General features: G+C 70.1%; 17 protein-coding genes. 10 read left to right on the forward strand and 7 right to left on the reverse strand.

What is annotated here, in order from left to right; genetic code table 11:
* Nucleotides 1-462: 462 nt before the first annotated feature.
* The gene (locus tag NQO67_RS18825; protein ID WP_255951208.1) at nt 463-888 is read right to left on the reverse strand and encodes a hypothetical protein; all 426 of its coding nucleotides are present in this window, start codon (nt 886-888) and stop codon (nt 463-465) included.
* Nucleotides 889-1229: 341 nt separating this feature from the next.
* Nucleotides 1230-2015: a prepilin peptidase gene (locus NQO67_RS18830; RefSeq protein WP_255951209.1), complete on the reverse strand. Its 786-nt coding sequence runs from the start codon at nt 2013-2015 to the stop codon at nt 1230-1232.
* Nucleotides 2016-2179: 164 nt separating this feature from the next.
* Between NQO67_RS18830 and NQO67_RS18835 the strand changes: the two genes are divergently transcribed.
* Together NQO67_RS18835 and NQO67_RS18840 are read left to right on the forward strand one after the other, a co-directional pair.
* Nucleotides 2180-2617, forward strand: coding sequence for a DUF192 domain-containing protein (locus NQO67_RS18835; RefSeq protein ID WP_255951210.1), 438 nt, complete (start codon nt 2180-2182; stop codon nt 2615-2617).
* A gap of 33 nt (nt 2618-2650) precedes the next feature.
* Nucleotides 2651-3226: a dihydrofolate reductase family protein gene (locus tag NQO67_RS18840; protein ID WP_255951211.1), complete on the forward strand. Its 576-nt coding sequence runs from the start codon at nt 2651-2653 to the stop codon at nt 3224-3226.
* A 35-nt stretch (nt 3227-3261) separates the two neighbouring features.
* Here NQO67_RS18840 and NQO67_RS18845 read toward each other — a convergent pair whose 3' ends face one another.
* Complete coding sequence (locus NQO67_RS18845; protein ID WP_255951306.1) at nt 3262-4479, reverse strand: MFS transporter; 1218 nt, start codon at nt 4477-4479, stop codon at nt 3262-3264.
* 469 nt (nt 4480-4948) lie between these two features.
* On the opposite strand from NQO67_RS18845, the gene NQO67_RS18850 reads away from it, so the two are divergent.
* Nucleotides 4949-5317 (forward strand): DUF805 domain-containing protein, encoded by a 369-nt coding sequence (locus NQO67_RS18850; protein WP_255951212.1) that lies wholly within the window; start codon nt 4949-4951, stop codon nt 5315-5317.
* A gap of 4 nt (nt 5318-5321) precedes the next feature.
* Here NQO67_RS18850 and NQO67_RS18855 read toward each other — a convergent pair whose 3' ends face one another.
* Nucleotides 5322-6407, reverse strand: coding sequence for a WD40 repeat domain-containing protein (locus NQO67_RS18855; RefSeq protein WP_255951213.1), 1086 nt, complete (start codon nt 6405-6407; stop codon nt 5322-5324).
* Between the two features lie 1400 nt (nt 6408-7807).
* Here NQO67_RS18855 and NQO67_RS18860 point away from each other — a divergent pair.
* The 6 genes from NQO67_RS18860 to NQO67_RS18885 all read left to right on the forward strand — a co-directional run bounded on the left by NQO67_RS18860 (nt 7808) and on the right by NQO67_RS18885 (nt 16597).
* Complete coding sequence (locus tag NQO67_RS18860) at nt 7808-9268, forward strand: pectinesterase family protein (protein WP_255951214.1); 1461 nt, start codon at nt 7808-7810, stop codon at nt 9266-9268.
* A 64-nt stretch (nt 9269-9332) separates the two neighbouring features.
* Nucleotides 9333-10778, forward strand: coding sequence for an RICIN domain-containing protein (locus tag NQO67_RS18865; RefSeq protein WP_255951215.1), 1446 nt, complete (start codon nt 9333-9335; stop codon nt 10776-10778).
* A gap of 249 nt (nt 10779-11027) precedes the next feature.
* Nucleotides 11028-11519, forward strand: a complete 492-nt coding sequence (locus NQO67_RS18870; RefSeq protein WP_255951216.1) for a hypothetical protein — start codon at nt 11028-11030, stop codon at nt 11517-11519.
* A 39-nt stretch (nt 11520-11558) separates the two neighbouring features.
* A complete protein-coding gene (locus NQO67_RS18875; protein ID WP_255951217.1) occupies nt 11559-13817 on the forward strand; it encodes a hypothetical protein in 2259 nt (752 codons plus the stop codon).
* Between the two features lie 35 nt (nt 13818-13852).
* A complete protein-coding gene (locus NQO67_RS18880) occupies nt 13853-14428 on the forward strand; it encodes a hypothetical protein (RefSeq protein ID WP_255951218.1) in 576 nt (191 codons plus the stop codon).
* A gap of 228 nt (nt 14429-14656) precedes the next feature.
* Nucleotides 14657-16597 (forward strand): WD40 repeat domain-containing serine/threonine protein kinase, encoded by a 1941-nt coding sequence (locus tag NQO67_RS18885; RefSeq protein ID WP_255951219.1) that lies wholly within the window; start codon nt 14657-14659, stop codon nt 16595-16597.
* A 56-nt stretch (nt 16598-16653) separates the two neighbouring features.
* On the opposite strand, the gene NQO67_RS18890 is transcribed toward NQO67_RS18885, so the two are convergent.
* Nucleotides 16654-17331: a fibronectin type III domain-containing protein gene (locus tag NQO67_RS18890; protein ID WP_255951220.1), complete on the reverse strand. Its 678-nt coding sequence runs from the start codon at nt 17329-17331 to the stop codon at nt 16654-16656.
* Between the two features lie 83 nt (nt 17332-17414).
* On the reverse strand, nt 17415-18143 hold the full coding sequence (locus NQO67_RS18895; RefSeq protein WP_255951221.1) for a hypothetical protein: 729 nt from the start codon (nt 18141-18143) through the stop codon (nt 17415-17417).
* A 208-nt stretch (nt 18144-18351) separates the two neighbouring features.
* Here NQO67_RS18895 and NQO67_RS18900 point away from each other — a divergent pair, with 208 nt between their 5' ends.
* Entirely contained in the window at nt 18352-20514 is a 2163-nt protein-coding gene (locus tag NQO67_RS18900) for a WD40 repeat domain-containing serine/threonine protein kinase (protein WP_255951222.1), read from the forward strand.
* A 71-nt stretch (nt 20515-20585) separates the two neighbouring features.
* Here the strand turns inward: NQO67_RS18900 and NQO67_RS18905 are convergent, their stop codons facing one another.
* Nucleotides 20586-21155, reverse strand: coding sequence for an ATP-binding protein (locus NQO67_RS18905; RefSeq protein ID WP_255951223.1), 570 nt, complete (start codon nt 21153-21155; stop codon nt 20586-20588).
* Between the last annotated feature and the right edge of the window lie 17 nt (nt 21156-21172).

Raw genomic sequence — 21172 nt, forward strand, 5'->3', positions numbered from 1 at the left:
AGCAACCGGCGAATTCATCGCGCCCGGCATCGACCGGCGATGGTATACAGGCACCCGCACCGGTTTTCCGATTCCTTGACCCATTCTCTGGCCGATTTTCTCGCGGCCCGAAAATGACGGGACCAACACGGCCAAACATGCCCTCTTACGCGCCCCGTACGACGGTTTCCGGGCACTCGCCCGACGCACGTATCCGCATTCCTGTCAGAGCCGATTCATAGGAATGACACAGGAACGGCCCGGGAGCAGGTTCCCGGGTCGGTCAGCCGCACCGGGGCGCCCTGTTTTCGGTCACCCCGCCGCGATCGCCGCCCCCGGAATCGTTTGGCACGTACTTGGCGGAAGCGATGTCACGACCATAGGGAGCCATGGTCAACGGGCCGCGGGAGACCGGACGCGGGAGGTGCCGGCCCGGCGAGGGGGAGGTGGGATGTCCGATTCCTGATGTCACCGTCGGCGGGATCACCACGGCCAATCGACCAGCGCGGTGAAGAGCACGGCCAGGAGCACCACGGCGCCCGGCGCCAGCAGCGCGAGCACCAGACGCCGGGCGGCGTTCCGCTGCTGCCAGGGCAGGCCCCAACTGGCCAGCAGCAGCCCCAGCGGCACCACAAGCCCGATCAGGAAGCCGTGGAACGCCGGGTGGAAGCTGGTGTCGAAACGGGCGGAATCGGCGTCGGAGCAGGAGTCGCACGCCATCGGGGCGAGCATCGTGTAGGCAAGGGCCACGAGGGCGCCGGGCAGGGTGACGAGGGTCGACAGGAGCGGTGCGACCCAGGCTCGGCGATCGGCATGCGGGTCAAGCGCCTGCGCGTGACCGTGTAACGGGTTGTCCCTCGCCAGGACGCCACTCACGTCGTCCTTCGGGTCGTTCAGGTCCTTCGGCATGGCGCCACTCAACCCGCCCGAGCCGCGGCGGCACATGCGTATCCGTACCCGAGTACGACCCCGGGGTCCTAGGCCCTGTCGTCAAACTCCCGTCTGCCCGGCGACGCCATGCACGCACTCTCGCCGCACCGGGCACAAGCCCACGTACTCCCCCACTGCCTGAACGGCGTGGGAGGTGCCCCCATGCGTACGCGGACTCGCGCCCGGCACTCCCCCAAGCTCTTCGAGCAGGGGGGACCCCCAGAGCACGCACTGGGGGTACCGCCCACGCCCTTCAGGCAGTGGGGGAGCCGCCGAGCCGCCCTTCGGGCAACAACGGGAGTTTGACGACAGGGCCTAGGTCACAGCGCCCCGAGCAGCAGGCCCAAAAACGCCCCGCTCAGCAGGAACGGTCCCAGCGGGATCGCCGACTTGCGGCCGGCGCGGCGCAGCACGACGAGGGTGAGGCCGTAGCAGCCGGCCAGCATCAGGCCCACGAGGGAGCCGAAGACCAGCATCACCCAGCCGTACCAGCCGAGGGCGGCACCGAGCGCGACGGCGAGTTTGACGTCACCGAAGCCGAAGCCCTTGGGATGGGCGATGAACAGGACGAAGTACCCGGCGCCCAGGGCGACGAGGCCGAGCAGCGACGTCCGCCACGATCCCGCGTGCGCGGGCAGCAGCGCGGCCACCCCGAGCAGCACCGCCGTACCCGCACCGAGCGGCAGGGTCAGGATGTCCGGCAACCGCTGCACCCTGTGGTCCACCACCGCCAGCAGCACGCCCACCGGAGCGCCCAGCAACCAGACGGCGACCTCCGGACGCGCCCCGGTCGCCGCCGCGAGCGCGGCACAGACCAGGGCCGTGACCAGGGCGACGGTGGTGGTACGAGGACCGTAACGGCCGTGCGGGGACGGGACCTGGGCGGCCGGCGCGGTCACGTCCGCGCCGGCAGAACCCGCGTCGCCCGCCGCGCACCGGGCGCGCCCCAGCCAGCCGCCGAACGGTCCCGTGATCGGGTGGCCGCCAGGGCACGCGGTGCGCCACGGCTCGTCGGGTTCGACGGCGAGACGGTACGCGATCCGGGGGATCAGCAAGCCGGTTCCGGCGCCCCAGACAGCGGCCACCGCGACAAGGAATACGGACACGGTCGGACGATACGCACTCGGGGCGCCGCACGGCATGGGTCCGGGGGCCCATGCCGGACCCAGTCCCGGACGGATACGGTCACAACGCGACAGACCCAGGATCAGAACGAGAATCAGAACGAGGACCGGGACCGGGACCGGGACCAAGGGGGGGGGTGCCCACGATGGCGCGTTGGCGCAACGGGCGGGGAACGCTGATCGTCGGCGCCGGGGCGGAGGACGCCGGCACCGGGCCCAAGGGCTCGGCCGACCCGGCCGCACCCGCACCCGCACCCCCCGTCACCGTCCCCCTGGAGATCGCCACCAGCTACCGCGCCCGTACCCACGGCCTGCTCGGCCGGGACGGCATCGAAGGCGCGATCCTCCTCTCCCCCGCGAACAACGTGCACACCTTCCGCATGCGCTTCGCCATCGACGTCGCCTACCTGGACCGCAAGCTCGACGTCATCGCCGTCCACACCATGAAACGGAACCGCCTCGGAGCCATCCGGTTGCGCGCCCGCCATGTCCTGGAGGCGGAGGCGGGCGCCATGGCCGGCTGGGGCGTCCGGCGGGGCGTACGGGTCGCGGTACGCGAGCAGGGCAACAATGACCGGACGTAGCAGCAGCCGCCAGAGCGAAGCGGAAGGGCCCCGATGAGGAAGATCAGCTACATGATGGGCATGTCCCTGGACGGCTTCATCGAGGGCCCCGACCGGCAGATCGACTGGCACGTGGTCGACGAGGACCTGCACCTCCACTTCAACGCCTACCTGGCCTCGCTCGGCGGGTTCCTGCACGGCCGGGTCGTCTACGAGTTGATGGCCGACTTCTGGCCGACGGCCGACCAGGACCCGGCGAGCAGCCCGGCCACGGTGGAGTTCGCGGGGATCTGGCGGGACAAGCCGAAGATCGTGTACTCCCGCACCCTGGAGCGTGCGGAGTGGAACACCACGATCGTCCGGGACGTCGTCGCCGACGAGGTGCGGGCGCTCAAGGCCGAGCCCGGCGGCGATCTGAGCCTGGGCGGTGCCGATCTGGCCGCGTCCTTCCGCGCCCTCGACCTGATCGACGAGTACCGCGTCTACGTCCACCCGGTCGTCATCGGCCGCGGCAAGCCGATCTTCCCGCAGCTCGACGACTACGCCCCGACACCGTTGCGGCTGACCGAGACGAAGACCTTCGGAAACGGCGTCGTCCTCCTGAACTACAGCCGCCCGTCCCCGTCCTGAACCGTCCTGAACCGCGCGAGCCCAGCCTCGAACGACTACGTGCGGTTCACCCGGTACACCGCCGGCAGGAACAGATTCAGCACCGTGACCACCACGATGGTGATCGCGCAGGTCAGCATGGTGGCGGAGGCGGACCAGAGCGGGGCGGCCAGCGCGGTGAGGAGATAGCCGACGGGGACGGCGAGGAGTTCGCCCACGTGGTTGAAGGACGACATGCGGCCGATCTCGGCCTGCGGCACGTGCTGCTGGAGGGCGGTGGACCAGCAGACCACGGCGACGTCGAGCATCGCCCCGCCCAACGGGGCGCCCAGCAGGACGTACGGCAGGGGCAGGCCCAGGCCCATCGCAGCCGGCGTCAGGGCGATCCCGGTGCTCCCCGCGAGCGCCACCGCCAGCAGCCGGTACGGCCGCCACCGCAGCGACACGACGGTGCCGCCGAGCAGCCCCAGCGCGAACGCCCCCTGCACCAGCCCCCAGGCGCGGGCCCCGTCGTAGCGCTCGGCGGCGACGATCGGGCCCAACAATCCGTACCCGGCGAGCCAGGCCGCGACCACCACGGTCCCTGACGCCGTGTACGTCCACAGCCAGGTACGGGACCAGAACCCGGCCCAGCCGGCACGCAGGTCGGCAAGCACGCCGGACGGCGGGGCCGCCGGGGCCGAGGATGGTGCCGAGGACGGGCCTTGTGCCAAGGGCGTCAGACGCAGCCCCAGGAGGAGCAGTGCGGCGACGGCGAAGGTGACGGCGTCCCAGCCGAGCGCCCACGCGGGGCCGGCCAGCGCGACGACGACTCCGGCGACGACGGGGCCGAGCACCTTCATCGTGTTGGACGGCAGCCGCACCAGCGCGTTCGCCTGCTGGAGGTGCTCTGCGGCGACGAGTTGGACGACGATGCCCTGCGTCGCCGGCGCGCTGAACGCCGTGGCGACGCCGGAGACGAACCCGCAGGCCGCGATGGGTCCCGTGGTGGCGTGACCGGTGGCCACGAGCATGGTCACCATGGCCTGGGCGGCGGCCGCAAGCAGGTTGCCGAAGAAGAGGATGCGGCTACGGGACATCCGGTCGGCGAGGACGCCCCCGGCGAGGAGGAACACGATCGTCGGGACCGTGTTCGAGGCGAGCACCACGCCCAGCGCCCGTGCGCCCCCGCCGGCCGCGATCACGGCGTACGCGAGCGCCAGCGGCGCCATGGCCGACCCGGTCGCGGAGATCAGGTTCGCGAGCAGGTACCGGCGGAAGGCCGGGGTTCGCAGGGGGCCCGGCCTCGGCGCGGGCGATGACGCGGGTGAGGGCTCGACGGGCGACGGCGCGGGTGAGGGCTCGACGGGCGACGGCGCGGGTGAGGGCTCGACGGGCGACGGCGCGGGCGAGGGCTCGACGGGCGACGGCGCAGGTGACGGCTCGATGGGCGACGGCGCAGGTGACGGCTCGATGGGCGACGGCGCAGGTGAGGGCTCGTGCGTGCGGCGGTGGGAGCCCGATGCGGCGTCCGGTCCCGGCGCGGCATCCGGTGCAATGCTCACCCGGCGCACCGTACCGTCCGGCGCACACCGGCGGCACACCGTTTTCCCTGCACACGGCTCCGTCCGCGACGGCTCCCGCCACCCCGGCCACGCCCGTCTCAGCCGACGAGGCCCCGCCAGGCCGCCGCGGGACGGGTCCCGGCGCCGCGCGCCTACCGTGCCCGGCATATCGAGGGTGGGAACCGGTGGGAGGCGTGCGATGGGGTTCGCATGGGCGATCAGGCGAGGGTTCACGCAGTATGCGCGGTGGGGTGGGCGGGCCTCGCGGTCGGAGTACTGGTGGTTCACGCTGTTCGACGTCGTCTGCTACATCCTCTGTATCGCGCTGACCGTCAAGCTGGAGGCGCCCCTCTTCATGCTCTTCTGGGTGGCCGGGGTGGCCCCGGCGGAACTGGGTGTCTTCGTCCGCAGGTTGCATGACACCGGCCGCAGCGGATGGTGGTGGTTCCTGGGCTGCATCCCGCTCTTCGGCCTGATCATGCTCGTGGTCTTCTTCTGCCAGGCCGGCGATCCGTACGCCAACGAGTACGGTCTGCCGCCGGTCAGGCCCGGCACGGCCTGGACCTGAGGGCCTACCGGCCATCCCTCGACGGCCTCCGGCCCTCCCTCGACGGCTTCCGGCCTTCCTTCGACGGCGTGAGCCCGGACATCGCCGGGGACACCCGCACCGTGCCGTCGTTGCCGGCGCTGGCCACCCGCATCGCCCCGTCGCTACCGGCCAGCGCGACCACGGCGTGGACGGCGACACCGCCCCAGGATGTCCGGCCGAAGGCCGGGCCCGGCCGGTTGAGGACCGGGCCGAGCTCCCGGCCCGCCTCCGGGTCCCAGAGCTGCACGCCCGCATCGCGGTCCGTGCCGAACGCGGCCGCCAGCACCGTCCGACGGGCCAGCGGGACGGCCGCCAGCGCCGTGCACGGGCCGTGTGCGAAGTCACCGTCGAGCATCAGGCGCCCTGTGCGCAGGTCCCACACCTCGATGCCGCGCACCGACCCCAGGGCCAGCCGGGGCTCGTCCCGGAGACCCGTGAAGTACTCCATGGCACCCCGCGCCCGCCGGCCGGGGTCGAGCTGCCGCATCGCCCACCCGCGACCCCTTGCCCGGGGGTACCACAGTTCCACGGCACCGCCGTAGCGGATGGCGGCGAAGCCGGCCGTGCGGTCGGTGATGCGTACCCCGGTGAGCCGGTGGACGCCGGCCCCGACGTGGCCGCGTCTGCCCTCCGGCTGCTTGCACCGGAAGAGGACGGACCCGGTGTTCGGGTCGATCACCCGAACCTGCTGCGCGTCGGCCGTCACCAGCGACTCCGGGCGCCCGGCCGTCGCCGGCACGACGGCCAGCGCCAGGGCGTGCGGCGCAGCGAAGTGCCGCAGCGGCGGCCCGTCGCCCAGACGGGCGGGATCCCACAGGGCGATCCCCCTCGGCGCGGACGTCACCAGGGCCTGCGTGCCGGAGGCCAACCGGAGGGCGGCCAGGCTCTGGACGACGGTTTCGTCCAGGGTGAGCGGCCGCGCGACCGCCTCGCCGGTCGTGGGGTCCCAGAGGCGCACGGTGCCTTCGGTGTCGCCACTGGCCAGCAGCGTCCTCCCGGCCGGGGTCGGCACGGCGGCCAACCGGTGGACGATCCAGCCGTGGCCTTTCAGGCGCAGTTCGTCGTCCATGAACACGGCCCTTCTGTGCGGGAGCGTCGAGCGAGGCCCCTGCGATGTCCCTGCGATGCCCCTGCGGGGAGCGGCCGGGGAGTTGGCAGGGGAGCGACCGAAGAGCGACCAGGGAGCGACCGGGGAGCGGCCGAAGATTGGCAGGGGAATGGCAGGGGAGCGGCCGAAGATAAACCTGGAGGGCCGGGACCCATCCCAGGAACGACGGCGTGGGGCCCATGAGGCGGCCGAGGTCCATGGGATCGGTCCGCGCCCCCGCCGGCCACCGAAACTTTCGACACCCTTCCCGACGCCGACCTCGACGGCCGGCCCACACTCCGACATCCCGCACCGAAGCACGGCGACGGCCCCGCATCCGCGAACTGGCACTCCTTTGCCGGCGTCCGCGGCCCGTTCCACTTCAGCTTTTCGAAAGGCTTGCGGTAATTCGCTGCACAGCAACGTTTCACCGGTCCAAATCACCATCGCCCGCCAGGACAGGAAGCGCATTTAGCCGCCGTCCCACACCCGCCGAGACCAGCAATAGCGATTCACGTCGAATCGATTTCGAATCGACGCTCCGAGATCTCCGATCGCCCGTAATTCCCGACCGCACCACCACCCTCCACCATCCAGAAAACCGCCTCCCACCAGCCACGACACCTCACCACACAGCCACACAATCGCGAATCTATTTGCATGCCCGCGTCAAGCCGCTAACATCCCGGAAGCAGCAATGGGAGCGCTCCCAAAAAGGAGCAACTCCCCCGTCCGTTCAGGGCAGTGGGGGAGTTCGAAAGACCGAACCAGCCACGTTCGAAAAACCGAACGTTCGAACCGCCGGACAAGAGCCGGCGCGAAGCCCGTGGCGCAATCCGGCGGCGCAATCCGGACGGAAATCGAAGGAGCCCGGCATGACCAGCACCCGCACCCCAGAAGGCGGCGGAACACCCGAGCGCGGCAGAACAGCCGAAACCGGTGGAATACCCGGAGAAGGCCAGGCATCCAGAGAGGGCCGAGCACCCGGAGAAGGCCGGGCACCCGGAGACGGCCAGGCACCCGGAGACGGCCGGGCACCCGCAGAAGGCCAGGCACCCGGAGACGGCCGGGCACCCGCAGAAGGCCAGGCACCCGGAGACGGCCGGGCACCCGCAGAAGGCCAGGCACCCGGAGACGGCCGGGCACCCGCAGAAGGCCAGGCACCCGGAGACGGCCGGGCACCCAGGGCGGGTGGGCCCTCCGAAACCGGCGCACCGCGCGCCGAAGGCAGTGCGCCCGGCGGCACCGGGCGCATCCGGCCGCGCCCCACCGGATCGCACCACCCCACCGGATCGCACCACCCCACCGGATCGCACCACCCCACCGGATCGCACCACCCCACCGGATCGCACCACCGCGCCGGATCGCGCCACCGCACCGCCGTGCCCGCGGCGACGGCGCTGGCCGCCGCGACCACGGCGCTGACGCTCGCCGCCGGCTCCGGCGTGTTACTGACCGCCCCCGCCTCGGCCGCCGCCACGGCCCGCCCCGCGGCCGCCGCGGCGGCCCCCAGCGCCGGCGGCACCTACCAACTCGCCGTCACCGCCAGCGGCAAGTGCATCGACGTGCCCGAAGCCTCGTCCGACAACGGCGCCCTGCTCCAGCAGTGGGGCTGCACCGACGGCGCCTCCTGGCAGCAGTTCAAGGTGACCTCGGTCGGCTCGGGCGTCTACGAGCTGGCCAACGTCAGCAGCGGCAAGTGCATCGACGTACCCAGCGGAGTCGCCACCGAAGGCCTCCAGGTCCAGCAGTGGGGCTGCGGCACCGACAAGACCAACCAGCAGTGGACCCTCACCGCCGACGGCAGCGGCTACCGCCTGAAGAACGTCAAGAGCGGCCTCTGCCTCGCCGACAAGGACGCCTCCACCGCCAGCGGCAACCCGATCGTCCAGCAGGCCTGCGCCTCCACCGCCGCCCAGCAGTGGTCCTTCAACCCCGTCGGCGGTTCCGTGGAGGGCGACATCACGGTGGCCAAGGACGGCAGCGGCGACTACACCACCGTGCAGGCCGCGGTGAACGCGGTGGGCACCGGCGGCAGCAGCGAGGTGGTCATCGCGATCAAGGCGGGCACGTACCGCGAGCAGGTGTCGATCCCGTCCAACAAGCCGTACATCACCTTCGAGGGCGCCGGCAGCTCACCGAGCGACGTGGTGATCGTCAACAACAAGAACGCCGGCGACTACGGCACCCAGGGCTGCGCCACCATCAGCATCCAGGGCGACAACTTCAGGGCCCACAACCTCACCTTCTCGAACGACTTCGACGAGAACACCCCCAACAACGGCGCCCAGGCCCTGGCCATGTACCTGGACGCGGACCGGGTCGTGCTGGACAACGTGCGGCTGCTCGCCGACCAGGACACCCTCCAGGTCCACGACGACGCCCGCACGTACATCAGGAACTCCTACATCGAGGGCACCGTCGACTTCATCTACGGCGGCGGCATCGCGGTCTTCGACTCCGACCGGATCTACGAGAAGCGCAGCACCGGCGGCCCGATCACCGCGGCGAGCACCCCGGCGGACCAGAAGTACGGCTTCCTCTTCTACAAGTCGACGATCACGGGCGCGACGAACAACACCACGCAGCTCGGCCGGCCGTGGCGGGCCGACGCCCAGGTGCTGTACCGCGAGTCGTCCCTGTCCGCCACCATCGCCACGGCGCAGCCCTGGATCAACATGTCCGACAACACATGGCAGAACGCCCGCTTCAAGGAGTACAAGAACACCGGCTCGGGCGCGACCACCAACGGCAACCGCCCGCAGCTCTCCGACTCCGACGCGCCGAACTACACGCCGCAGAAGTACCTCGCCGGCTCCGACGGCTGGAACCCGATCGGCTGAGTCCGGACCACTTCCCGCAACGAGTCCAAGCCCACCCCCCGGGCACATGACCACAGGAGAATCCATGCCAAGACGAACATTGATCAGGACGACCTACCCCGTGGCGGCACTGGCCCTGGCCGTGTCGGGCCTGGTCGTGAGCGCGTCGGCGTCCCCGGCGGGTGCGGCGAGCGCCCCGTCGGCCGGCTCGGTCTACCAGCTCGCGGTGGCCGCCAGCGGCAGGTGCATCGACGTACCCAGCGGCACGACCGACACCGGTGCCCTGCTCCAGCAGTGGGGATGCAGTGACGCCACCTGGCAGCAGTTCAAGGTGAACTCGGTCGGCTCGGGCGTCTACGAACTGGCCAACGTCAACAGCGGCAAGTGCATCGACGTACCCAGCGGAGCCGCCACCGAGGACCTCCAGGCCCAGCAGTGGAACTGCGGCACCGACAAGACCAACCAGCAGTTCACCCTCACCGCCGACGGCTCCGGTTTCCGGCTCAAGAACGTCAAGAGCGGCCTCTGCCTCTCCGTCAAGGGCGGCTCCACCTCCAACGGCGCCGCGATCGTGCAGAACAGCTGCGCGAGCACCGCCGCCCAGCAGTGGACCTTCAAGCCCGTCAGCGCCGGTCGCACCTGGTCCGACACGGCCGACGGCTTCGCCTCCACGGACGGCGGCACCACCGGCGGCGCGGGCGGCAGCACGGTCACCGTCACCAGCTACGCCGACCTGGAGAAGTACGCGGGCTCCAGCTCCGCCTACACGATCAAGGTCGCCGCTTCGATCAAGGTGCCGGAGTACGGCCACGAGATCCCGGTGACGTCGAACAAGACCCTCATCGGCGTGGGCACGTCGGGCGAGATCGTGAACGGCGGACTGAACCTCGGCACCGGCGTCCACAACGTCATCATCCGCAACCTGACCATCCGTGACACCCGGATGGCCGACGACGACCCGGACGACAAGCTCTACGACTACGACGGCATCCAGATGGACACCGCCGACCACGTCTGGATCGACCACAACCACATCGTGCGGATGAACGACGGCCTGATCGACAGCCGCAAGGACACCAGCCACCTGACGGTCTCCTGGAACAACCTCGGCGAGGTCAACAAGGCCTTCGGTATCGGCTGGACCGACAACGTCACCGCCCGTATGACGATCCACCACAACTGGATCCACGACACCAACCAGCGCAACCCCAGCACCGACAACGTGGCACTGGCCCACCTCTACAACAACTACATGCAGAACATCACGTCGTACGGCAACTACTCGCGCGGCTCGACGAAGATGGTCCTCGAGAACAGCTACTTCGACAACGTGAAGAACCCGTACCAGAAGGACGACACCGCCGCGCTCACCCTGAAGGGCGCCGTCGTCGTCAACTGCTCGGGCAACCAGCAGACGGGCGGCACCACCTTCACCCCGTCCGACTACTACAGCTACACCCTCGACCCGACCGCGGACCTGCCGACGCTGCTGAAGCAGTACTCCGGCCCGCAGAGCAACATCGGCAACTGAGCCCGACGCACGTCCCTTCCCCTTCCCCTCGTGCCCCGGCACGGCGCGCAGGCGCTGTGCCGGGGCACGGTGCATGTGATCACGCGCCGGGAACGGTCCAGGGGATCGCGGCGGGCTCCCCCGGGGCTCCGGCACCCAGAGCTTCCGGCCAAGTACGGCGCGTTCCATGAGGTAGCGCCTCCCCGGCATTGCTACGGTGATCGGAACATCACGGTGGGTAGCCGAGGTTGGATTCGGGGGACGGTGTTCATGGCGTGGGATGAGTGGGAGCAACTCAAGGCCGAAGCTGCTGAACGACACTCGGCTCACACGGAGTTGAACCAGCTGGACGGCGGTGGCGGGGGTGGCGGCGGTCCGGCGCTGCCGGGCAAGACCGGTGATCTCGCGGTCGGCCATGCTGATCTGGTCACCATCGGCAAGCATGCGCACGGTCTGTACGACAAGCTCTGGGACAGGGCACGTACTGCCGTTCCCAGCAGCGACAAGGCCGCGGGGAACCTCTCTCATCAGGGCTTCGCTCTGGGCGCGGGACTGAGGCACGTCGCGGACCGCTGGGACGAGCAGCTGGCGTCTCTGCGGGACGCGTGCGCGCACATCTCGAACCATCTTCAGGTCACCCGGAAGATCCACGCCGGCGACGAGCACTACATCCAGCGCCAGGCGAGCAGTATCGACGCGCTGGATGCGGGATTCGACGAACGCGTCGGGGGCCCCGGCAAGAAGAACCGGCACGACAACTGACCGAGCAAGAAGCAGCAGAAGCAGGCAGGACGACAACTGATGGACCTCGATACTCTCCGTTTCGCCAACTTCACCCTGCTCGACGAGGCTGTCAGCGACTGGTCGACGCTCGTGGACCATCTGAAGGACCTTGAGCACGACGCCGAAAACGGATTACACAAGGCCGCCAACAAGGCCAACTGGGCCGGGGCCAACGCCAAGGTCACCAGGGAGTTCATCGGGAAGACGGCGGGCGAGTTCACAGACGCCCACACACAGGCAAGGACCCTTCACCGGATCCTGAGCGACACCCGTGATGAACTGAAGAAGTTCCACAAGGATCTTAACGACGCCATTGAGCGGGGCCTGAAGAAGAACCTGACGGTCGTGGACACGGGCGATGGCGGCTTCACCGTCACCATGAACGTCCATCCGGACCGCGCCGCCCAGGGGCACCAGGTGCCCGAGCATGAGGAAAGCGATGTCACCGCCCTACATGACGAAGTCCAGGGCATCCTCAGCAGGGCCACCGATAGTGACAACTCGGCCAAGAAGGTCCTCACCGCGATCGTCGACCAGAGCAGGCTCGGTTTCTCCGACGCGAACTACAAGGACCGGGACTCCGCTGCTGCCGCCATCAAGGCGGCCGATGATCTCGCCAGGCTGGCGAAGAAGAAGCCGGAAGACCTGACACCCCAGGAGTTCGACCGTCTGAACGCGGGGCTGAAGAAATACCACAACGACCCTCTCTTCGCGGAACGATTCGCCACGGACCTCGGGCCAAAGAGGACGCTGGAGTTCTGGGCGGGGATCAGCGACCCCGCCGTGGCCCCAGACATCTCCCGCCAACGCCGCGATGACCTGGGCGAACTGCAAAAGAACCTGAGCATGACGCTCGCCACGGCCAGCCAGAGCGACACCGGCGCCATGACCGACTGGAAACACCGGATGACCGACCTCGGCGACCAGCCCGTCGGCAAACGGGCCGGCGTGCTCGGATTCCAGGTCATGAGCAACCTGATGCGCGCCGGTGACTACGACGACGATTTCCTGGCCGACTACGGCAAGAACCTCATGGCGGCGGAACGGAAACACACGGAGAACGGGGAACACGTCGCCTGGCAACGGCTGGGACCCGACCCGTTCCTCAACCACATGAAAGGCGACTCGGGTTGGGACCCGATGACCGGCTATCTGAAGGGCCTGTCCAACAGTCCTGCCGCCGCCACCGAATTCTTCAACGACGAATTCCTCCCGGCAGACAGCGACCACAAACACGCCGTGTCCAATTTCAAGTATCTCTTCGAGGATCGGCACTGGCCGCACGAGACCACCCTCGGCGGCGACGAGAGCAACGACGGCCGCAACACGCTCGCACGCGCGCTTGAGGCGGCCACCACGGGGCATCCAGCGGGCGAGCTGCCCACCGCCGACACACCGGCGCACAACGCCGACCAGGCCCACCTCATGTCGTCCATCATGGCCTCGGTGTCGAAGGATCCCAGCAGGCTGCTGGACCACAGCTATATGTCCGACAGCCTGGGGCAGATGGCGTCCGAGTACTTGCCGGACATCAACCGAAGCCTCACTGACGACGCCGGGTCGGACGACATCAAGAAACTCTTCCCGATCGACGGCTCACCGGCACATCCCAGCCATACTGATGTCACCCGGTTCCTCGTTGCCGTCGGCCAGGACCCGAAGGCGTACAGCGCGATCAGCGTTGGCCAGCAGGACTACATGGCCCGGCTCCTGGACCACCATCTGAACCCGGATCTTCCGGCGGATCAGCGGTACCCCGGCTCCCCCGAGGACACCATCAAGGCCATTACCAGGCAGTCCGCGGAGATCGGTGGCACCCTCGCGATCGGGGAACAGCAGGCCCTCCTCCAACAGGGCGCCGACAAGGACTCCGAGTTCGCCTACCACATGAGCCAGCGCAAGAACCTCGTCTCGGGGATAGCCGGCACCGCCATCGGCATGGGCACCGCCCTGATCCCCACACCGGTGGTGAGCGCCGGGGCGAGCGGCGTCGCGGGCACGGTCAGCAGCATGGTTATTGAGGCGATGTTCAAGGACAAGGAGGGGAGTGCGCTGGCGGACAGTGCCCATGACGCGGGCGTGCTCTGGGGTGAGTCCAAGACGGCGCACACCGCCCTCAACAGGACCGCGGTCACCAAGGCAGCGGAGGCATACGGCCTGGACTACGCAGACCAAATCGGAGATTGGACCCGCGACGCCACCAAGGACGGGTTCGACGACGCGTCCAGCAACGCCCGGCGCATGGCCCTGGACATGGACATCGAGATCCCGGACTGACCTGCGACAGCGCGCCACCGACTCCCCTCACACCCATGAAGGTGCTCATGACTTTGCAATTCGGCCCCGCCCGGCGCGGGTCCACCCGCGCTCTCCTGCCAGCCGTCGCGATCCTGGTCGCGCTCACCGGCTGTTCCTCGAAGAAGGAGCGTGCCTACGCCTTGCCGGACAAGCTGTGCGGAACGCCCGTCGCCCCCGCGACCCTGGCTCCGCTCCTGCCTGCCGGCGACAAGCTCACCCAGGGCAAGAATCCCGGTTCCGAGGAAGAGCGATGCTCGGTGCACGTCGACGGCAAGTCGGCGATGTATACCGGAGCCTTGTGGGAAGGCGTCGACGACACCCCCCGTCGGGTCGCCAGGTGGGAACAAGGCGTGGATCCACTGGACACCCCCGAAGGCAACGACATCATCCACGGCCCCACAGGCGCCGTGGCACGAGTCGCTGGGTGCCCTGCGGCCAAGAAGGGCGACGTGATGTACGTGTCCATGCGGCTGGTCGAGGGCGAGGGGGTAAAGCTGCGCGAGGTGGACGAGAAGTACACCCTCGCGTTCATCCGCTCCTACGCCAAGGGCATACGGCAGACGGAACGCTGTGCGGGAAAGCACCAGTAATGCGCTGTTTCCGGTCCGCTTCTTGGCGGCCATCCCGATGTGGCGGTGAAGGCCCCGAGGCCAGCCGGGGTGAGGGGACAGCCGCCGTCAGGCGCCGCTACCGGGGACGGCCCAGGATGGCGTCCTGGACGCCGAGGAACTGGTAGACCATGTGCGCCGCCGTGCGGTGCGGCCTTCCTGCACAATGGCCGTTGCCACAGGGGTCGTTGGCCGCGGCGAGGGGGCAGTGTGCAGGCGGGTGAGCAGATCGCCGGGAGGTACCGGCTGGATGCGCGGCTCGGGCGCGGCGGCATGGGCGAGGTGTGGCAGGGGTTCGACACCGAACTTGCCCGTCCGGTCGCGCTGAAGGTGCTGCTGGAGGCCGTGGCGACCGCCGACGAGGCGATGCGGCGGTTCCGGCGTGAGGCGTCGATCGGTGCGCGGCTGGCGCACCCGGGGATCACCGCGGTGCACGACATCGGGCACCACGACGGGCGGATGTTCCTCGTGATGGAGCTGCTGGAGGGCGAGGACCTCGCACGGCTCCTGAAACGGTCACCGAAGGGCCTTGCGGTGTCCGAAGCGCTCGATCTCGGTGCGCAGGCGGCGGAGGTGCTGGCCGCCGCGCATGCCGGAAAGGTGATTCACCGTGATCTCAAACCCGCCAACCTCTTCCTGCTGACCGACGGCCGCCTGAAGATCTGTGACTTCGGGATCGCCCGCACCGCGGAGACGGCGGAAGCGCTGACGATCACCGGTCACCCGCTCGGCTCCCCGCCCTTCATGGCGCCCGAGCAGTGGCGAGGCGAGCACGTCGACGCCGGATGCGACGTGTACGCCCTGGGGTGCGTGCTGTTCGCGCTGCTCACCGGGGAGCCGCCGTTCGCCGGGGGTGGGGGTGCGTGGGCGTTGATGCGGCGGCACCTGGAGGAGGCCCCGCCGGACCCGCGCTCGGTCAGGCCGTACGTCCCGGCCTGCGTCGCAGAGCTGGTGGCCGAACTGCTGGCCAAGGACCCGGCGGACCGCCCGGGCGCCGCCCGCACCGCCGAGCGACTGCGTGAGTTGCACGACCTGCACGCCCCCTCGACGGACACGGCACCACCGCCCGTCGCCGCGTCCACCGCGCACCCGCACCCGCTCCCGCTCCCGCTCTCGGCGGACGGGCCGCCGACGGACCGGCCGCCCGCATCGCCCCGGCCACGCCGTCGAAACCTCCTCCTCGGAGGAATCGGCCTCGGACTGGCCGGGGCGTCGGCCGGCGTCGCCCTGCTGTGGAAGGGCACGGACGGCTCGCCTCCGCCGAGGCCGCAGGGACGGTCCTGGTTCACGCTTCGAGGGCTGCGGGGAGACGCGCTCGCGGTCGCGTTCAGCTCCGACGGAAATACGATCCTGACGGGCGAAAGGACAGGAGACGTCGAGAAGTGGGACCTCACCGAACGTGATCCCATGAACAGCTTCAGAGGCGACATCGCCCCTGACGTGGTGGCGTTCAGTCCTGATGGGAGCGCTGTCGCCGCCGCCGGCCACGGCTCGCGCGTCCGCCTGTGGGACTCCTCGGAGTTACCGGATGACGACTCCTTTCTCATCGACTCCCTCTCCACCACACAGACGCTGGCGTTCAGTCCTGACGGCAGAACCCTCGCCACCGGCGGCGAGGATCATGTCGAGCTGTGGGACGTGGGGTCACGCCGGAAGAGGGTCACTCTCACCGACGATGCCGTAAGCGCCTCCGCTCTGGCGTTCAGCCCCGACGGAAAGCTTCTCGCCACCACCGACGGAGGGCACGTCCTCCTGTGGAGCGTCACCCGGGGCCAGCGCACAGCCGACATCGCCCACAAAGGGCCTGTCACGATGATGGCGTTCAGTCCCCGAGGAACCCTCCTGGCCGTCGTCGACGGCAGCATCCAAGGCACCATCCAACTGTGGGACACCGCCACCCGGAGGCACCTCGCCACGCTCAGGGGCGGCCCGTCCTGGACATGCTCCGTCGTCTTCAGCCCAAACGGCAGCACCCTCGCCACCGGCCACCAGGACGGCTCCGTCAAGCTGTGGAACATGGCCCGCCGAGCGAGCACCGACGTCCTCACCGGCCACGTCGCGCCCGTGAACACGGTGGCGTTCAGCCCCGACGGCAAGGTGCTCGCCAGCGCGGGTGACGACAACACGGTCCACCTGTGGAAGATCACCTGAGCCCCCGGCACGGCGTGCAGGCGCCGTGCCGGGGGTTTCCGCATGTGAGGGGAGGGTCAGCCGGTGAAGTCGACCGTGATCGGCTCGCTGTACCCGGAGTCGTTGTCCCATGCGTCCCGGGCGCGCACCGCGATGGTGTACGTCCCCGGGCTGACGCCGCAGACCGGGTCGAACTGGAGCGAGGAGACGCCGTAGCTCGTCCCGCCGATGTAGCTCCGCGGGCTGCACGGCACCCCGCTGAGGAAGTACTGGACGTCGGACTCGTCGTCGGACGCGTCCCAGGCCACCGTGAAGCCGGAGCTGTCCTGCCGCACCACGTGCAGGTTGGTCGGGGCGGACGGCGGGGTGTTGTCGCCGGGCGCGAACGTGCCCGTCACGGGGGCGCTGTCCGCGGTCTGGCTGCCGTCGTAGGCCCGCACGAAGAACGTGTGCGTACTGCCGGGGATCAGCCCGACGGCCCTGTTGAACTGGACGTCGTACTCCGTGGCGGCCTGACCGTAGGTCAGCGGCGTCGGGTTGTCGTCCAGGTAGACCTGGTAGGACGCGTTCTTGTCCGCTGACGGGTCCCACTTCAGCAGGATGTCCGAGTCCGTGGCGCCGACCACGTGCAGGTTGGTCGGCGGCATGAGGGATGAGGCGTCGGCCGGCGAGGTTCCGGCCATCGCCGCGGGGGCGGCCAGGGCCAGGGAAGCCAGTACCGCCGCGGACGTCGCTGCCGCTCTGAGTCTCTTCATGGAGCTCTCCGTATGTGGTGTGGCCCGGGTCGCCCCCTGCGTCCAGCAGGACGTAGGGGACGACCTAGGGGCAGGTCGAGAGGTCAGCCCGCGGTGACCGTCACCGGGGTGCCGGCCGCCGAGGAGTTCATGCCGGTGTAGTCCGTGGCCACGACGGTGACCTTGGAGCCCACGCCGAAGGCGGTCGGGTCCACGGGGTCGTCGTCGCTGATCGGCAGGGTCGCGGTCGTCGCGTCCCTGACCCCCTGGAACACCTTGTACGGCTTGCCGTTGACGGCGAACGTGTACCAGAGCTCGCCGGACACCTCGTCGGTGTGCGACTGCGTCCAGGTGAGCGTGACCTGGTCGCCCTTGATGACCGCGCTCTGCATCTCGGGTGTCGGCGTCAGCGTCACCGGAGCGACGGCTTTCAGGGTGTTGCTGGGCGCCGACACGTTGCCCGCGCTGTCGACGGCGGCGACGGAGTACGTCTCGTTGCCGGTCAGCCCCGTGGATGCGACGGCGACGAACGCCTTGTCCTCGGGGTCCGTCGACCCGGGATTGAAGTTCACGGGCTGTTTCACGACTCGTCCGTCGGCGATGAACTCGTAGCCCGCGACACCCTGCGACGGCGACGGCTTCCAGATCACGATCATGTTGTCACCGTTCCTGGTGACGCTGGTCAGCGTGGGCGGCGCCAGGGTGGAGGCCTGGGCCTGCGCCTGCGCCGTGACTCCGGTGGCGGCCGTGGCACCGGGCGTCACCGCCAGCAGCGCGCCGAAGGCCAGCAGGGCCCCTCCCAGCGCCGTGGTGACACGTCGTGTCGACTTCATGTTGCTCCTTGACCTGATGAAAGACCTGTTTCGAGTGGTGCAGAGTGTGAGTTGGACGGCCGTCAACTGACTCCATGCAGCAGTACGCACGGCGGCCTCTGACGGCTCATCGGAAACTTCCGGCGATCGTCGCCGCAGCGCGGTCGGCGCCCGGCATGCTGCACAATGGCCGGTGCCACGCGGGCAGTTGACCGGGCAGGGGGGCAATGTGCGAGCGGGAGAGCTGATCGCCGGGAGGTACCGGCTGGGCGTGCGGCTCGGACACGGCGGCATGGGCGAGGTGTGGAAGGGGTTCGACACCGAGCTGGAGCGCCCGGTGGCGTTGAAGGTGCTGCTGGAGTTCCACGCCGCCGAGGAACCGCTGCGACGGTTCCGGCGCGAGGCGTCGATCGGTGCCCGGCTCCAGCACCCCGGGTTCACGGTGGTGCACGACATCGGGCGCCACGACGGCCGGATGTTCCTGGTGATGGAGCTGCTGGAGGGCGAGGACCTCGCGGAACTGCTGGCCCGCTCACCGGACGGTCTCCCGGTCCCCGAGGCGCTCGACCTCGGCGTGCAGATGGCCGAGGCGCTCGCCGTCGCGCACGCCGGGAGCGTGGTGCACCGTGACCTCAAGCCCGCCAACCTCTTCCTCCTGACCGACGGTCGGTTGAAGATCTGCGACTTCGGAATCGCTCGCACCGCGGAGGCGACGGAGGGCCTGACCGTCACCGGCCGCCCGTTCGGCTCACCGCCCTACATGGCGCCCGAGCAGTGGCGCGGCGAGCACGTCGACGCCCGCTGCGACCTGTATGCGCTGGGGTGCGTGCTGTACGCGCTGCTGACCGGCGACCCGCCCTTCCCCTCCACGGGGCAGCCGTGGGCGCTGATGCTCCGGCATCTGGAGGAGATCCCGCCGGGCCTGCGTTCGGTCAGGGCCGAGGTGCCCGTCGGGGTCGCGGAGCTGGTGGCCGGCCTGCTGGCCAAGGACCCGGCGGACCGCCCGGACGCCGCCACCGTCGCCCGGTGCCTGCGCGCCCTGCGCGACCGGCCCGCAGAGGCGGACGACGGATCCACGGCGCCCGCGGACGCCCCGGTTACGGGCACCCCCGCTACGGGCACCCCGGCTACGGGCACCCCCGCTACGGGCACCCCGGCTACGGACGATCCGTCCGCGACCGCCCCCACAACGAACGCCCCCACAACGAACGGGCCTGCGTCCGAGCCAACCGTCACCGCACATCCCTCGCCCAAGGAGGCCCCCAGGCCACCCGCGCCGTCCGAGTCGTCCGAGTCGTCCGGGTCGTCGGAGCCGCCCGGGCCGCCCGAGCCGCCCGAGCCGCCCGGGCCAGCTGAGTCCGCGTCACGCGGGCCGCGCCGTCGCGGTGTCATCCTCGGGGGCCTGGCCGGTGTGCTCGCCGTGGCGTCCGGCGGGACGTACCTGGCGCTGGAGCTGACGGACGGCGCAAACGGCGCGGCTACCCGCGGGCAGCACTGGTTCACGCTCGGCGGCTTCCGGGGCTACGTGAACACGCTGGCCTTCAGCCCCGACGGCAGGACCCTCGCCACCGGCAGCGGCGACAGGGCCGTCCGGCTGTGGCACATCGACTCACGCCGCAGCACCACCGCCTTCCGCACCTTCACCCATCACACCAAGGACGTGGAGGCGGTGGCGTTCAGCGCCGACGGCAAGTCCCTCGCCAGTGGCGGCCTCGATGACTTCATCCAGGTGTGGGACCCCGCGAAATGGCCCGAGAGCGGCGGCCGTCTCCCCGCCCACGGCGGCGCCACGTACGCGTTGGCCTTCAGCCCCGACAGCACGACCCTGGCCACCGGCCATCAGGACGGCGCCGTCCAGCTGTGGCACCCCGCCTCCGAACCGAGCAGCGCCGACGTCATCACCGCCCATCAACGATCGGTGCTGTCGGTGGCGTTCAGCCCCGACGGCAAGGTGGTCGCCAGTGCCGGCGCCGACGGTACCGTCCGGCTGTGGAACGCCACCAAGCTCCGGGTCATCGCCACGCTCAGCAGTACCGGCGGCGACGCCACCACGGGCATGTACACCGTGGCGTTCCGTCCGCACGGCGCCATGGTCGCCGGCGTCGACGGCGCTGTCGAACTGTGGGACGCCGACGCCCCGCACAAGCGTGTCGCCACCCTCAGCAGCGACCATTTCACCGTGAACACGCTGGCGTTCAGCCCCGACGGCAGGACCCTCGCCACCGGCCACCAGGACGGCTCCCTCCGGCTGTGGTACGTCTCCGGTCGGCAGCTCACCGCCACCCTCACCGGCCACAAGGGATTCGTGAACGCGGTGGCGTTCAGCCCCGACGGGAAGGTGCTCGCCAGCGGCAGCACCGACAACACCGTCCGGCTGTGGCAGGTCTCCTGACGCCACAGCCGAGGCGATGCCGCCGCGCTCTGGGCCGCGGCTCCGGTTCACCCAGGTGCCGCGGCCCGACCTCACGCCCTCGGTCCCCGCGCCGCCTTCCGGTACGCCCGCTCCGGCCTGCCGAACGCCACCGTGGGCACGTGCGGCAGCACCGCCCACATCCGCGTCCCACCACCCGGCTCCCGCGCGTCCCCGAAGCCCCACTCCCCCTGGCAGGCCTTGACCACCGCGGCGGCCAGCCGGAGACTCGCCTTCCGCTGCCCGTCGCAGGTCGCCGCGAGACGCGGGTTCGTGTGCCGGGGGTGACCGTCGTACACGATCACCCGCAGCGCCTCGCCCCGGTACCGCAGGCACACGTACACCTCCGGCGTCGGCGTGAACCGCCAGGCGCACGCCGCCAGCTCGCTCACGACCTGGACCGCGGCATCGTGCAGCTCCTCCAGCCCGTGCGCCGCCAGCACATTGCGCGCGACCTGCCGCGCGATCCGTGCGTTGTGCGGCCCCGCGGGCAGCGTGAAGCTGTACGACAACGACTCCGCACCCGGCGGCTCGTGCACGGCCGTGCCCTTCGGCACGTGACACCCGACGGCACCGGCGCCCCAGACGGCGCCCCCGGCACCGGATACGGCGTTTTCGAGCATGACGAACTCCCTTGTTC

It is taken from the genome of Streptomyces odontomachi (assembly GCF_024435355.1).
GTDB lineage: Bacteria > Actinomycetota > Actinomycetes > Streptomycetales > Streptomycetaceae > Streptomyces > Streptomyces odontomachi.

Coding starts and splice junctions, on each gene's coding strand:
- NQO67_RS18835 (WP_255951210.1), top strand. CDS start 2,180: ATGGCGCGTTGGCGCAACGGGCGGGGAACGCTGATCGTCGGCGCCGGG.
- NQO67_RS18825 (WP_255951208.1), bottom strand. CDS start 888: ATGCCGAAGGACCTGAACGACCCGAAGGACGACGTGAGTGGCGTCCTG.
- NQO67_RS18855 (WP_255951213.1), bottom strand. CDS start 6,407: ATGGACGACGAACTGCGCCTGAAAGGCCACGGCTGGATCGTCCACCGG.
- NQO67_RS18870 (WP_255951216.1), top strand. CDS start 11,028: ATGGCGTGGGATGAGTGGGAGCAACTCAAGGCCGAAGCTGCTGAACGA.
- NQO67_RS18880 (WP_255951218.1), top strand. CDS start 13,853: ATGAAGGTGCTCATGACTTTGCAATTCGGCCCCGCCCGGCGCGGGTCC.
- NQO67_RS18850 (WP_255951212.1), top strand. CDS start 4,949: ATGGGGTTCGCATGGGCGATCAGGCGAGGGTTCACGCAGTATGCGCGG.
- NQO67_RS18875 (WP_255951217.1), top strand. CDS start 11,559: ATGGACCTCGATACTCTCCGTTTCGCCAACTTCACCCTGCTCGACGAG.
- NQO67_RS18905 (WP_255951223.1), bottom strand. CDS start 21,155: ATGCTCGAAAACGCCGTATCCGGTGCCGGGGGCGCCGTCTGGGGCGCC.
- NQO67_RS18890 (WP_255951220.1), bottom strand. CDS start 17,331: ATGAAGAGACTCAGAGCGGCAGCGACGTCCGCGGCGGTACTGGCTTCC.
- NQO67_RS18840 (WP_255951211.1), top strand. CDS start 2,651: ATGAGGAAGATCAGCTACATGATGGGCATGTCCCTGGACGGCTTCATC.
- NQO67_RS18865 (WP_255951215.1), top strand. CDS start 9,333: ATGCCAAGACGAACATTGATCAGGACGACCTACCCCGTGGCGGCACTG.
- NQO67_RS18895 (WP_255951221.1), bottom strand. CDS start 18,143: ATGAAGTCGACACGACGTGTCACCACGGCGCTGGGAGGGGCCCTGCTG.